The organism is SAR202 cluster bacterium (assembly GCA_009392515.1).
GTDB lineage: Bacteria > Chloroflexota > Dehalococcoidia > Lucifugimonadales > UBA6952 > UBA6952.
Map to the genome: position 1 here is coordinate 1 of VFGE01000039.1, position 14,585 is coordinate 14,585.

General features: G+C 33.3%; 12 protein-coding genes. 4 read left to right on the top strand and 8 right to left on the bottom strand.

Annotated elements, in window-relative coordinates; translation table 11 throughout:
* Window positions 1-2,126, top strand: a 2,126-nt coding sequence (locus FI695_06115) for a valine--tRNA ligase (GenBank protein ID MQG51537.1), incomplete at its 5' end; no start/stop codon positions are given.
* A 6-nt stretch (window positions 2,127-2,132) separates the two neighbouring features.
* On the opposite strand, the gene FI695_06120 is transcribed toward FI695_06115, so the two are convergent.
* A complete protein-coding gene (locus tag FI695_06120; GenBank protein MQG51538.1) occupies window positions 2,133-2,927 on the bottom strand; it encodes an enoyl-CoA hydratase/isomerase family protein in 795 nt (264 codons plus the stop codon).
* A gap of 76 nt (window positions 2,928-3,003) precedes the next feature.
* Between FI695_06120 and FI695_06125 the strand changes: the two genes are divergently transcribed.
* Entirely contained in the window at window positions 3,004-3,768 is a 765-nt protein-coding gene (locus tag FI695_06125; GenBank protein ID MQG51539.1) for a 2-dehydro-3-deoxyglucarate aldolase, read from the top strand.
* Here FI695_06125 and FI695_06130 read toward each other — a convergent pair.
* From FI695_06130 to FI695_06160, 7 genes are all read right to left on the bottom strand, one after another.
* A complete protein-coding gene (locus FI695_06130) occupies window positions 3,765-4,520 on the bottom strand; it encodes a hypothetical protein (protein MQG51540.1) in 756 nt (251 codons plus the stop codon). The genes FI695_06125 and FI695_06130 overlap by 4 nt on opposite strands.
* A 1-nt stretch (window position 4,521) precedes the next feature.
* Window positions 4,522-5,307, bottom strand: a complete 786-nt coding sequence (locus FI695_06135) for a hypothetical protein (protein MQG51541.1) — start codon at window positions 5,305-5,307, stop codon at window positions 4,522-4,524.
* On the bottom strand, window positions 5,304-6,035 hold the full coding sequence (locus FI695_06140; GenBank protein MQG51542.1) for a hypothetical protein: 732 nt from the start codon (window positions 6,033-6,035) through the stop codon (window positions 5,304-5,306). The genes FI695_06135 and FI695_06140 overlap by 4 nt, the downstream gene beginning before the upstream one ends.
* Window positions 6,025-8,607: a preprotein translocase subunit SecA gene (secA, locus tag FI695_06145; GenBank protein MQG51543.1), complete on the bottom strand. Its 2,583-nt coding sequence runs from the start codon at window positions 8,605-8,607 to the stop codon at window positions 6,025-6,027. Before secA ends, FI695_06140 begins: the two co-directional genes overlap by 11 nt.
* A gap of 17 nt (window positions 8,608-8,624) precedes the next feature.
* Window positions 8,625-9,578, bottom strand: a complete 954-nt coding sequence (locus FI695_06150) for a ribose-phosphate pyrophosphokinase (protein ID MQG51544.1) — start codon at window positions 9,576-9,578, stop codon at window positions 8,625-8,627.
* Window positions 9,578-10,399, bottom strand: a complete 822-nt coding sequence (locus FI695_06155) for an enoyl-CoA hydratase (protein ID MQG51545.1) — start codon at window positions 10,397-10,399, stop codon at window positions 9,578-9,580. The genes FI695_06150 and FI695_06155 overlap by 1 nt, the downstream gene beginning before the upstream one ends.
* Window positions 10,400-10,496: 97 nt before the next feature.
* The gene (locus FI695_06160; GenBank protein ID MQG51546.1) at window positions 10,497-11,792 is read right to left on the bottom strand and encodes an MFS transporter; all 1,296 of its coding nucleotides are present in this window, start codon (window positions 11,790-11,792) and stop codon (window positions 10,497-10,499) included.
* A gap of 241 nt (window positions 11,793-12,033) precedes the next feature.
* Between FI695_06160 and FI695_06165 the strand changes: the two genes are divergently transcribed.
* Complete coding sequence (locus FI695_06165; protein MQG51547.1) at window positions 12,034-13,218, top strand: thiolase family protein; 1,185 nt, start codon at window positions 12,034-12,036, stop codon at window positions 13,216-13,218.
* Window positions 13,219-13,232: 14 nt separating this feature from the next.
* Window positions 13,233-14,570: an MmgE/PrpD family protein gene (locus FI695_06170; GenBank protein MQG51548.1), complete on the top strand. Its 1,338-nt coding sequence runs from the start codon at window positions 13,233-13,235 to the stop codon at window positions 14,568-14,570.
* The last annotated feature ends 15 nt before the right edge of the window (window positions 14,571-14,585 follow it).

A 14,585-nucleotide genomic window follows, 5' to 3' on the forward strand; every position in this document is an offset into this window, starting at 1 on the left:
TAATCAATTGGTGCCCAAGATGTCTAACCTCTCTATCTGATTTAGAAGTTAAACATTCGGAAGAAAAAGGTGATTTGTACTATATTCGCTATAAAGTTGTAGGCAGAGATGAAACATTAACTGTTGCAACTACAAGACCTGAAACTCTTTTTGGTGATACTGCTGTAGCAGTTAATCCATTTGATGAGCGTTATTCTCATTTATTAGAAAGTAAAATAATAATTCCACTAATTAACAAAGAAGTTAACATTATCTCTGACGAAGCTGTAGAACTAGGATTTGGAACCGGTGCACTGAAGGTGACTCCTGCGCATGACATTAACGACTTTGAAATAGGTTTAAGACATAAATTAGATACAATAAATGTTATGAATCCAGATGGGACATTAAATCAGTTTTCTGGGAAATATGAAGGTAAAGACAGAATGGTTGTAAGAAAGGAATCAGTAGCTGAACTTGAATCACTAAATCTACTTGATAAAATTGAATCAATCGTACATTCCATTGGTCGTTGCGATAGATGTGACACAATTGTTGAGCCTTTGATCAGTAAACAGTGGTTTCTTGAAATGAAACCATTAGCAGAACCTGCAATTAAAGCTGTAAATAATGGAGATATACGAATAATACCCGAACGTTTCACAAAAATATATCTTAACTGGATGAATAACATAAGGGATTGGTGTATAAGTAGGCAGTTATGGTGGGGACATAGAATTCCAGTTTGGTATTGTAATCTTTGTGATAATATGACTGTATCAATTAGTGCCCCTGAAGCTTGCTCTAGCTGCAAGTCAACAGATATATATCAAGATTCTGATGTATTAGACACATGGTTTAGTTCTGGTTTATGGACTCATTCAACTTTGGGATGGCCTAATAATACTAAAGATTTGAATAAATTTTACCCCACTAGTGTTATGGAGACAGGGTATGATATTTTGTTTTTCTGGGTCGCTAGAATGATTGTTTTTGGTATAGAAAATATGGGCGTTTCACCTTTCCATACCATCTATTTACATGGATTGTTGAGAGACGAAACAGGGGCTAAAATGAGCAAAAGTAAAGGGAATGTACTAGATCCATTAGATGCAATTCAAAAATATGGTGCAGATGCTTTACGCTTTGCACTTACTACTGGATCTACACCTGGTAATGATGTAAGGATAAGCGAAAATAAATTAGAATCTGGTAGAAATTTCTGTAATAAAATATGGAATTCATGTCGATTTATTAATTTTTTGTACTCTAAAACTGACGGAAGTATAAATTTTGAGATTGATGAACAAAACCTTAAAATAGAGGACATATGGATTTTATCTAGGTTAAGTATATTAATACAAGATGTAAATAAATTGTTAGAAGACTACCAATTGGGAGAAGCAGAAAGAATTCTTCACGATTATATATGGAGTGATTTTTGTGATTGGTATATTGAAATGGCTAAAGTTCGCTTTGCAGAAGGTGATAAAGAGATTGTTTCGATATTAATTTATATTATGGATATTTTATTAAGACTACTACATCCATTTATGCCATTCATTACAGAAGAATTATGGCATCGCATTCACTCTATTAAATCAAAGACAAATAAAATTACTAGTATTATGATATCAGACTATCCACAATCCTCTATTGAAGTAATTGGAGATGATTCAAAAATTAATATAATTATAGAATTAATTCGTGGAATACGCAATGTTAGGTCTGAATTTAATATACAAGGAAATGAAGATTTAAATATTTATATTGATACAACTAATTCTGATTCACTTGAAATAATTAATATAGAAAAAAGTTTCATTAAAAATACTACCAAAATCAATGATATTTTATTTACTCAAATTAGTGGCACAGATCCATCTAAATCCATAAAATTTGTTGTGTCCGACATAATTGTTACAATACCTCTCTCGGGGTTAGTTAATATGGAGAAAGAGATCGAAAGATTAAATAAGGAACTTTCAGAAGTAGATAATAATATTAATCGATTACAAAATCTTCTAAAAAGCGAAAATTTTGTAAATAAAGCTCCTGAAGAGGTGGTTGAAGCTGAACAAGACCGATTAAATTTATCCCAAGAACGACAATATCAACTTCAGGAAATTCTCAAATCAATTACTTAAATATAATTAATAACCTTTAAATTCAGGTTTTCTTTTTTCTGCAAATGCTCGAGGACCTTCTTTTGCATCTTCCGTGTATCTAGTAAGGGTACTAAGAGTATTGGCGAATTGTACTGCATTTGGTAAATCCATAGAAAGCCCGCGTATTATTGCTTCCTTTAATGATCTCACGGCTACAGGAGCTAATTGAGAGATTTGATGGGCTAATTCTATTGCCCTACTTTTTGTATTTTTTAAAGGTACAACCTCATTGACTAATCCAAATTGCATAGCTTCATTTGCATCAAAAACTTTTCCGGTTAATAACCATTCCATAGCTTTGGCATAGGAAACTTGTCTAGGTAAATTTGCAATTGCTGGCCCTGCCCCACTAAACCCTCTGAGAATTTCAGCGTAGCAAAAAGTTGATGTTTCTGAAGCAATCCTAATATCCGTAGTTTGGCATAATATGTTAACTCCATCTGCATAACAATAGCCATTAACTGCTGCAATTACTGGTTTAAAAAATGTATCTGGATATCCACTTGCTACACCTACTATATTGGTTGGTGACCAAAAATGTTGATTTACAGATTGTTCATTTCCTTTCGACATATTTACGAGGTCAGCACCTGCAGTAAATGCTTTATCTCCAGCACCAGTAAGGACTACTACACGAACTTGATTATCCAAACGAACTTTTTCGAAGGTTTCTCTTAGACAATTTCTCATTTCTTCATTAATAGCATTATGTTTTTCGGGTCTATTCATAGTGATAATTGCTACATTATTATTAATTTCTAACAAAACTGTGTCACTCATAGCCGTCTCCTTTTTTAATTGTAATTTAATCTATCAGAACGTATTATGATGTAAATACAAATTTGAGACTTTTATTATGAGAGATAATTTTGTTCTAGAAAATATGAAAAAAGGAATACCTTGCTTAGGGATTTCACTTACTTTTCCTTCTACACATATGTTAGAAATGTGTGCTTATGCTGGTTTTGATTGGGCTTTGATAGACTGTGAACATGGAAGTATGTCTAATGAATCTGTTGAATCATTAGTGATAGCTTCTGAAGCTGCAAATATAATTCCCATTGTCCGTCCTTCTACTGCGTTTAGTACAAACCTTGGCCCATTACTTGATAGAGGTGTTATGGGAGTACAGTTTCCTCACATTAGTACATTAGAAGACGCTAATAAAATTATTGAACAAACAAAATATCCACCTAAAGGCTTTAGAGGCATAGGGTCTTCGGCTCTACGTATTTCTAAGTATGACATTGGTGTTTCACGATCAGAGTATATGAAATGGGCTAATTCTAATCTACTTATATGTATTCAAATTGAGGACCAAATTGGTTTAAATAATATAGAAAAATTATCTGAAATAGATGATATAGATGTGATTTTTGTAGGACCTACGGACTTATCTATTTCTCTTGGATATATGGAGAGAACTGAAGAATTTGATAAATTGTTAGTTGACACTCTACAAAGTATAGTAAAACTAGGAAAAATTGCTGGTTGTGCTGGTACTCCAAGTTGGATAAATGAATACCGAAATATAGGAGTTAATTACTTATATACCCATATTCCTTCGATTATAACTACGGCTGTAAAAGATATGATAGATAAAAATAATAATAAAATTTAGATTTTTATTCTGTTTAAAAAAGTTTTAGCTCCGTTTTTTAACCAAGGATCAAATGAGGTCATTAAGAATTTAGCACCTAATTCTACATATTTCTGAACGTTGTCGTCTGTTACAAGTGTACCGGCAATTTTATTTTTATTAACAATTTTGTCTATAGCCTTATCAATTGTTGATTGAACATCAGGGTGGGAAATGTTGCCCAAGTGCCCTATACTTTGAGCAAGATCACCTGGTGCGACACTAAATACATCTATGTTGTCCACTGATAAGATTTCATCGAGATTATTTATTGCTTTAATATCTTCAATTAATACGACAACTAAGGTTTCTAGATTTGCTTTTTCAAAATAATTATCTACGCCAATTCCTTGCCTACTTACAAAGTTCCCCCTTTTACCCAAAGGTGCAAATTTTGAACCTTCTACTACGTTTAAGGCATCTTGTTTTGTATCAATATGTGGAACAACTACACCCTGTGCACCTACATCAAAGGTTCTATATATCAAGCCCTGTTCGTTGTAATTTACTCTTACTATTGAGGTCATTCCATATAAATCAGCAGCTCTGGTTAAATTTGGTATATCGCTAAAATCAATCGCCCCGTGTTCTGTTTCAATCCATATACCATCAAAACCTAATTGGCCTGCAAACTCTACCATATCAGGGCTAAATGCTACCGGTGACATCAGTACGGTGGTGATTTCGCCTTTTGCTAGTTTATTTTTTATTTTATTTGGACGTAATTCAAACATGTTACACCTCTCTGTTTTTATCAAATTCCATCAATATCCTTAAATAGTCTTTTGAATGATTTTGATAGATATCTTGTTGTAAAGATTGAACATTATTATATAACTCTTTTTCTTCATCAAAATATCCTGTGTTACCTAATGTATAGTTGTCCATTAGTTTATATATTTTATTACCATTGACCCAATACATTTGGATTGTGATATCTATTGCAGGTGGTTCGTATATTATAAAGTAGGAGTCTTTATTAATACTTTCTTGATATGATTTTTCTGGCTGGTATACTACCCATCCATGATTACCTATTGTATTTTTCAAATGTTCATAAGCTAAAAAGCTTGTTAGATTATTTTCAAATTCAAGTATATCTATATAAGAACATATATGATTTCCATTCATATTAACATCAGGATACTTCCCAAAAGTTATCATTGGATAATTTGAGAATGGTTCGTATTGTAAATATAAGTCCCGAGTTACTTCTTCTGAAATTAATTCATGAATTGTTACATTGTGTTCTTTGTGTATAGTTTTACACCACTTTGTTTGATTAGTGACAACAGAATTATTCAATAAATTAAAATCATCTTCATTATTAAAATAACTTTCGCATAAACTAGTATTAAATTTGCATAGATTGTCTTTTTTGTTTAATGAAAGATTGGAATCAACAGGAGTTGGAGTCACTGTTGGTATACTTGACAGTCCAGCATCTACATAATAATTTAAATCTTCTTCTGATGAACAGGCTATTAAAAGAAATAATAATGTTATTACTAAATGTCTCACGATATAATAAATTCCTTATTTATAATTTTGGTTTTATGGATGTCATTAAATTTTTTTAATCCTTTTGCAGTATCGCTTGCTATTCTGGAGCTATCTTTTGTGCCTATTCTTAGTTTAAATAACCAATATGTAAATTCTTTAAGTTCAGTAATTTCTCTGATATCTCTTGTTTCGCCATAATTTAGTATTTGAAATTGATTTATCAAGGCTTTTTCAGAATAACCATAAATCTTTTTATATGCATCTGATGTAAAGTTTGCGTAATTAGTTAGCCCATTAGCATATCGTTCTTTTTGTATTTCTTCTTCAACGGAATATAGAAGGCATTCTTCAATTATAATTCCATAAAAATAGTTTAAATGTCCACTATATTTATCAAAACCTATGGCTTGTTTAAATTCGTTTGAAGTATAGCCATTGGGGATAATATTGTTAAATAATAATTCATGTGCTTCCTTTGCAGGAATAAGATCTCTAGATTCATTTATTATTCTATTTGCGAGCATTTTCCAATCAAATGCTTCTTTTTGTAGAAGATATTTGTAAGTAAATTTCCCAATAATTTCTTCAGGAACTCTCCAATATTTGATAGTGTTTAGTAATTCTCTTACCCAATCATTTCCACTAATTATAGATTGTTGAAATATGTGTACCAAATCTCTATTTTCAATTTTATCTTCAGAGATATTAAACGAACTATAATTCCAAGTATTGTTATTAGTTTCCATGACACCTTTTATATTTTTTCCCACTTCCACACGGACATGGATCATTTCTACCTATACGAGAATTGCTAATAGTAGATGTATTATTCGTTGAATTTGTTATTGGTGTTTTGTTTTGAGTTTGATAGTCTCTTGAGTTTGCAATATTCGAAACATTAAATATACTATGTGAAATACCTTGGCCAATTTTTTCTATAATTGTATCAAATAAATTGCGAGATTCACGTTTATACATAACTAGTGGGTCTCTTTGACCATAGGCTTGTAATCCTATACTTTCTCTAAGGTTTTGCATTGTTGTTAAATGCTCAACCCACACTGAGTCCATAACCCTTAACATAAACCCAATTTGTAGACTTTTATGATTCTCATCTTCAATAAATTGCTCTATATAAAGTTTTTCAAAATATTCTATTGCAATATTTATATAATCTTCAGGATTGTTAATCTCTGATGAAACAAATTGATCAAATCCTGGCAAAATCCTATTAAGATCATTTATCAAAGGCTCTGTTAAGTCTATTGTATTATCATGGATATTTTCTTCATAAAATGAATCAACAATATTTTCAATTTCTTTTACAAATATTTCTTTCAAAATTTCTAATAGATTATTATCGTTGAGAATGTTCATTCTTTTATCATATATAATTGATCGCTGAATATTCATAACATCGTCATATTCAACCAAATGTTTTCTGATATCGAAATTATGTCCTTCCACTTTTATTTGAGTTTGGTTAATAGCTCTAGTTACTAAAGTGTTAGTCACAGGCTTATCATCCATACCAACTTTGTTCATTATAGTTTGTACTCTGTCCATACCAAATCTTCTCATTTGCTCATCTTGTAAAGAAACATAAAATTGTGTTGTACCTGGATCTCCTTGACGACCTGATCTACCTCTAAGCTGATTATCTATTCTTCTTGCCTCATGTCTTTCAGTTCCAATAATGTAAAGGCCACCTAATTCAATTACTTCATCATGTTCTTTTTGCCAATCAGCAGGATCACGATCTTCAGGATTGCCTCCTAAAACAATGTCAGTACCTCGTCCAGCCATGTTGGTCGACACAGTCACAGCACTCAATCTTCCAGCTTGTGCTACTATTGAAGCTTCTTTCTCATGTTGCTTAGCATTTAGTACTTGATGAGGTACTCGACGTTTTTTAAGTAAGTTACTTAGTTGTTCAGATTTTTCAATAGAAGCAGTTCCTATAAGAACAGGTCTTTTTAATTGATACAAATCATTTATTTGCTCTACTAATGCATTGAGTTTATAATTTTCATTCAAAAAAATTAAGTCGTTTAGATCTTCTCTAAGCATTGGTCGATGGGTGGGGATACTAACAGATTCTAATTTATATATTTTATAGAATTCTTCTGCTTCAGTAGCAGCTGTACCTGTCATTCCGGACAATTTTTTATACAATCTAAAATAGTTTTGTAGAGTAATACTTGCATAAGTAACACTTTCTTGTTGTATCCTTACTTGTTCTTTAGCTTCTAATGATTGATGTAATCCTTCAGAATATCTTCTACCAGGCATTAATCGTCCTGTAAATTCATCTACTATGACAACCTCGCCATTGGATACAACATAATCAACATCTTTTTGGAATATGTAGTGAGCTTTCAAGCTGTTTTCTACATAGTGTGCAAGTAAATAGTTTTCTTGAGAATACATGTTGTCTACTTTTAAAATTGTTTCAAGTTTAGTTATTCCATCTTCAGTTAGAAGAGCAGTTCGTTCTTTTTCGCCAATTTCAAAATCGTCTTCATGTTTTAGTTGTTTTACGGCAAGATTAACCTTTTTATATACATCCGTTGGTTGTTGCGATGGGCCACTGATTATTAATGGTGTTCTAGCTTCATCGATCAAGATATTATCTACTTCATCAACTATGGCGTAATTTCTATCTCGTTGAGATAACTGATGATTTTGAATCACCATGTGGTCTCTTAAATAGTCAAATCCAAATTCATTGTTAGTACCATATGTTATATCAGCTAAATACGCATCTTTTCGTGAACATTCTATAAGTTGAGGTACTTCTTTATTTGTATCAAAATTGCCATTGTAAGCAAATGCGTGTCCATTGTATTGTAGACAGGCAACAGAGAGTCTTAAAAAATTGAAAACAGGCCCCATCCATGAACAATCTCTTCGTGCTAAATAATCATTTACGGTAACTAAATGCACTCCTTGTCCAGATAAAGCATTTAAATATAGAGGTAAAGTAGCTGTGAGTGTTTTTCCTTCTCCGGTCCTCATTTCCGCAATTGAACCTTGGTGTAATACAATACCACCCATTAATTGGACATCATAATGTCGTTGACCTAAAATTCGATTTGATGCTTCTCGTACAACTGCAAATGCTTCTGGAAGTATTTCTTCTAATGGGGCACCATTAGAAATCTTATCACGGAAATATTCGGTTTTATTTGCTAATTCTTCATTGGTTAGTACATTGATTGACACTTCTAATGAATTAATAATATCTACTTTTTGTTGAAGTTGTTTTATTACTTTTTCATTAGAGTCAGAAAATATATTCAATAATTTGGTAAGCATTTGTACTCTCTTCCATATTATTCGTCATTGAACATAGCTCCTACTGATAGGCCATTATGAATTCTGTGGATTGCTTCACCTAGCAATGGTGCAACGGAAAGAACAGTGATTTTATCAGAAGGGTTTTTGTCATCTAAAGGCAAAGTGTCTGTTATGATTAATTCCTTTAATGAACTTTCTGCAATTCTTGAAGTTGCTGGGCCTGAAAGTACTCCATGAGTAACACATGAATATATATCTTTAACCCCTCGATTTTTAAGAGCTTCAATTGTTGATACCAAAGAGCCTCCTGTATCAAGTTCATCGTCAACTGTTAAGGCAGTTTTGCCTTCAACTTCACCAATAATATTTAAAGCTTCTGTTGTGTCATTATTCCCTACTCTTCTTTTTTCCATAATTGCTAATGGAACATTAAGACCTGCAGCAACATTTCTTGCTCTTTTGGTTGCTCCCATATCTACAGCCACAACTACCAAATTGGGGATGTTTTTTTCTTGAATATATCTGGTTAATATAGGGATTGCTGTGAGTTCGTCTACAGGGATGTTAAAAAAGCCTTGAATTTGGCCTGCATGTAAATCAATTGTAAGAACTCTGTCAGCACCTGCAGTAGATATTAAGTCAGCAATTAATCTTGCGGTTATAGGTACTCTTGGCTGATCCTTTTTATCTGTCCTTCCGTAGGCAAAATAAGGAATAACTGTAGTTATTCTCCCAGCTGATGCTCTTTTGGCGGCATCTATCATAATAAGAGTTTCCATTATTTTGTCATTAACTGGATTGCTAAATGGTTGGACAATAAATACGTCTCTTTCACGTATGTTTTCTTCTATTTGCACAAAAGTATTATCATTTGCAAATTTATGTATATTGAGTCTACCGTTAGATATGCCTAAATACTCACATATAGAGTCAGTTAGTTGTATATGGGAAGTCCCACTTAAAACCCTTAATTCTTTATAATCTGCCATTACCTTCCCTCATATGTAGGTTTTCTTTTTTCACGGAAAGCCTGTACGCCTTCACGATGATCTTGCGATGTTAAAGTTATAGTTTCTGCAGCAGCAGCCATTTTCATGGCTGTTTCTAAATCAAATTCCAATCCTTTGTAAAGCATAAGTTTAGCAATGCGAATAGCTATTGGAGGACCATTTGCAATTCTAGTAGCCATATCCATAGTAAAGTTTTCTAATTCATCTTCTTCAACTAGATGGTTGAGTAAACCGTGGTGTTTAGCTTCTTCTGCCTCCAAGAAATCCCCAGTAAACAATAACTCAGCAGCCTTTGATACACTTCCTAAAGCCTTAGCATATAGCCAGGTGCCGCCATAGCCAGGAAATAATCCAATTCGAACAAAGGCAACCATAAACCTAGATTTAGGTGTACCTATTCTAATATCGCACGCACATGCTAAATCAAATCCAGCTCCTACTGCAGCTCCATTAACCATAGCAATTGTAGGTTTTTCCATCCGTTGGAGTCCAAGTATCATAGATTGAGCTGTCTTAAATCCTCTGCGAATTTCTTCCGCTCCTCTTTCACCTGAATGTGGTCCTTGATTATCACCACCTGCCATCCCTCCAGTATCAGCACCAGAACAAAAACCTCTACCTTCCCCTGTTAGTATTAATACTCTTGCATCATCATTATCGGAAACTTTTTCAATTGCATCCACAAGCTCTAATCCCATTTCTCGAGTTATAGAGTTTAATTTTTCTGGTCGACGAAGGGTAAGTTTCGCAATCTTAGTTTCTGGATTTATATCTAATGAAATGTTGTTGTAATTTGCCATTTGATAACATCCTTATACATTGGAATATAATTAAATAGAACCAATATATTCTACAGTGCTTAATGCGCTAAATCAATCAAATGAGATGTTTTCAAAATTATTCAGATGGGTGGTGTATTTTATTCGGTGATTTGGCTAATAATATTACAAATGTTCCCATTAAAAACATTACTAACAACCCATTAAATGCTAAAGTGTAAGTTTTCATTGTGTCATAAATTAAACCAATAATAATTGGACCTAATGCTGATGCTCCTGTGGTAAAAGGTGTTAAAAAACCTCTAATAGAACCCACAAACTCTCTTCCGTAATAATCAGCCCAAGCAACATTGCTCAACACAATATGCCCTCCTACACAAATACCATAAATTACAGCAAATAATAAAAGCATAAATACTGAAGTTGCAAAGAATTGTAATATAGCTAATCCTATTGCACAGCCTATATACAAAATAGCCATACAGTACTTAACTTCGATTTTTTCTACTAAAAACCCCCATACTAATCTCCCACAAGAAGCAGTAACAGCATGAACGCTTAACACTAAAGCTGCGACACCAGTTGAAAAACCATGATCCGTAATATAACTAAATTCGTGAACTACCACGGAGGCAACACCAACACCACCAATAAGCATAGAAAATGTTAATATCCAGAGAGTATTGGTTTTTAATGCTTCGCTTAATGTCCATGATTTATCAGTGATATGTTTTTTATTATTCGATAAGTTAGACTCTATTTCAGATTGAGTTTTAGCGCCATCTGGTAACAGTCCTATATCTTCTGGTTTTCTAACCATTAACGTGGAAACGGGGAAAAGTAAAAAGAAAAATATAACAGATATTAAAATCCAACCCATACGCCAACTTGAATTTAGAATAACCAACCCTACAATAGGCGCTAGGATTGCACCAGCAGCTGTATTGCCCATTGTGCTAAATGCAGTTGCTCTTCCTCGATATTTGATAAACCATTTCAAAACTGTGGCATTTGCGACGACCCCTCCCATTCCTGCACCACCAGCAAGCCCAACTAAAATAAATGCTAAATAAAATTGCCAAACTGTATGTACTTGAGTTAATAGTAAACATGCTATTCCTCCAGCAATTGAAGAGGTCACCATGATTAATTGAGGCCCTTTATTATCTACATATTTACCCAAGAAGGGAGCTAACCCCGCTGTTACAAACGTTCTTAGAGTAAGAGCACCAATTAATGTAGATCGACTCCAGCCTAAATCTTCGGACATAGGCTTTAAGAAAACACCAAAAGTAAAACTCTGCATACCTCCACCTGCAAAAGAGCCTAAAAAAGCACCTAATACTATTATCCACCCATAAAAAAAAGGAGTTTTACTATCTACTAATTGATATCTGTTTTTCTTTATCTTCAATATTTGTAAGTTAAATATTTTTATATAAATATTTAATAGTTTATATTAATATGTGTTAAAAAATAACAAATGTTCGTTCTTTAAATTCAATTATTAATAGTAATTTAATCTAATAGGTAATACGAGAATTTAAATTTAGAGAATATCTATACGTGCGAAGAAACATATTAATTCTATTTCTACTTGAATTGATCATCTATATATGTTTTTATATACCTAATAATAGATAAGGAGTTTATTTATGGATAACGCAGTAATAGTTAGTGGTGCACGAACCCCAATAGGACGATATGGTGGTGCATTTAAATCTTTGAAAGCTTCTGATTTAGGTTCAATAGCCATTAAAAGTGCAATTGAACGATCTGGTATAACAGCATCTGATGTAGAGGAAGTAGTATTAGGTAATGCTCTTCAAACAGATGAAGCAGGTTATGCAGCTCGTATGGCTTCATTAAAATCCGGAATTTCATATGAAGTTCCAACTATTGCTATAAATCGACAATGTTCTTCAGGTTTAGAAGCAATTAATATTGCTGCACAAATGATCATTTCTGGTGCTATTGATATAGCTGTTGCAGGCGGTATAGAACATATGTCAGGTGCTCCTTACTTGATGAGGAATGTTCGATGGGATGGTTTGAGAATGGGAGATGGGAAACTTCAAGACTCATTGATTGAAGGTTTAAATTGCCCCGCTAATCAATACCATATGGGAGTTACTGCTGAAAATGTAGCACAAGAATTTGAAGTCTCTAGAATTGACCAAGACGAATTAGCTGTACTGAGTCATCAGAGAGCAGTTAAAGCTATAGAGAATGGTCGTTTTGATAAATATTTAGTATCTGTTGAGGTACCTCAAAGGAGAGGTGATCCCGTATTAGTTTCTACTGATGAACAGCCACGTGCTGATGCTAGCTTCGAGTCCTTATCAACATTAAAACCGGTCTTTCGTGAAAATGGTACTGTGACAGCAGGAAATTCCTCTGGAATCAATGATGGTGCAGCTGCAGTTGTTATAATGTCAGAATCAAAGGCACAAGAATTAGGTTTAAAACCAATAATGAAATGGGTTAATAGATCAGTCGCTGGAGTAGAACCTTCATTAATGGGTACTGGTCCGGTTCCAGCAGTACAAAAATTAATTAAGAAAACAGGAATTAATATTGGAGATATAGACCTAATTGAGTTAAATGAAGCTTTCGCCTCACAAGCACTGTATTGTATGAGAGAGTTAGATTTAGATATTGATGTTACTAATGTTAATGGAAGTGGTATCTCATTGGGACATCCAGTTGGAGCTACAGGTGCAATAATGACAGTTAAATTGATGGAAGAAATGGAATATCGTGATATTAATATCGGTTTAGCAACGATGTGTGTAGGTGGTGGACAGGGTTGTGCAACTATATTTGAACGTTTGAATTAGTTAAGGTTAAAGTTATGAGTACAACCAAAGAAGTAGCAAAATTTGTATTAGATTTGGATTTTGAATCATTAGATTCAGATGTTATAAATGCAGGTAAGAAAGCATTTATAAACTTTTTAGCTGTTTCAATATATTCGTCAACTGATCCAACTTTACAAATATTATTAGAATTATTTAATGAAAACACAAATAAACAATTCGCTTCTATAATTGGGACTAATATAAAAAGTAACTTAGACAATGCAACTTTAGCAAATGGTTATCTTGGACATTTAGAAGATTTTGATGACACCCACTTTCCCACAATCATCCACCCTTCTTCCCCTACTTTTCCTTCGGCTCTAGCTTTAGCGGAAAATATGGGTAAAAGCGGCAAAGAATTCCTACTTGCTTCCATATTGGGTATAGAAATTTGTTGTCGTGTAGGTGTTGCAATGCATCCGTCTCATTATGATCAAGGATGGCATATAACAGGAACTACTGGTGTGTTTGGCTCAGCAATCGCATCGGCAAGTTTACTAAATCTAAATCAATTACAGTTGCAAAATTGTTTGGGTATAGCAGGAACACAAGCCGCTGGTGTTCGAGAAGTTTTTGGAACTATGTCTAAGCCATTTCATGCAGGACGTTCTTCTCAATCTGGATTATTGGCAGCTAACCTTGCTTCAAAAGGATTTACTTCAGCTACGAATATTTTTGAAGGGAGAAGAGGGTTTTTTGATGTTCTTGCTCCGGAGTATGACTTAAATATATTAACGAACAACTTGGGTTCTAAATGGGAAATATTCCAAAATGGACTTAAGCCTTATGCTTGTGGCGTTGTAAACCATCCACTAATTGATGCAATGATAAAGTTTAAAAATGAGAATCAATTTACTATAAATAATATTAAAAGTATTAAAGCTTATGTACATTATTTAGTTCCAGAGTTAGTTGGGCATAAACAGCACCCTACTATTGGATTGGAAGGAAAATTTTCATTTCATCATAGCATGGCTGTAGGTTTGTTGTATGGCCGTGCTACCCCGTTGGAATATACTGATGATATTGTTAAAGATTCTGATGTTGAAAAATTAAGAAATATAATTGAATGTGAAATTCGCGAAGACTTCACTGAAGAACAGGCAATTGTTGAAGTTACTTATACTGACAATACTGTTGCTGTTGTAGAAGTGGGAAGTTGTTCTGGATCACCAGAAAATCCATTAACCGACAAACAATTAACTGACAAATTTAACATATTGGTTCAAGAAACTCTTGGTGAAAAAAAGACTGAGCAATTACTTGATGTGCTTTGGAATCTTGAGGAAGTTGATAATGTGGCATCGATCTTTCCTATGATGCTTATTTAAGTATTGTTAAACAAT

What these genes read in the sequence shown, in the direction of transcription:
- FI695_06140 (MQG51542.1), bottom strand. Translation starts at nt 6,035, where the DNA reads ATGGAAACTAATAACAATACTTGGAATTATAGTTCGTTTAATATCTCT.
- FI695_06120 (MQG51538.1), bottom strand. Translation starts at nt 2,927, where the DNA reads ATGAGTGACACAGTTTTGTTAGAAATTAATAATAATGTAGCAATTATC.
- FI695_06130 (MQG51540.1), bottom strand. Translation starts at nt 4,520, where the DNA reads ATGTTTGAATTACGTCCAAATAAAATAAAAAATAAACTAGCAAAAGGC.
- FI695_06150 (MQG51544.1), bottom strand. Translation starts at nt 9,578, where the DNA reads ATGGCAGATTATAAAGAATTAAGGGTTTTAAGTGGGACTTCCCATATA.
- FI695_06155 (MQG51545.1), bottom strand. Translation starts at nt 10,399, where the DNA reads ATGGCAAATTACAACAACATTTCATTAGATATAAATCCAGAAACTAAG.
- FI695_06125 (MQG51539.1), top strand. Translation starts at nt 3,004, where the DNA reads ATGAGAGATAATTTTGTTCTAGAAAATATGAAAAAAGGAATACCTTGC.
- FI695_06165 (MQG51547.1), top strand. Translation starts at nt 12,034, where the DNA reads ATGGATAACGCAGTAATAGTTAGTGGTGCACGAACCCCAATAGGACGA.
- secA (MQG51543.1), bottom strand. Translation starts at nt 8,607, where the DNA reads ATGCTTACCAAATTATTGAATATATTTTCTGACTCTAATGAAAAAGTA.
- FI695_06170 (MQG51548.1), top strand. Translation starts at nt 13,233, where the DNA reads ATGAGTACAACCAAAGAAGTAGCAAAATTTGTATTAGATTTGGATTTT.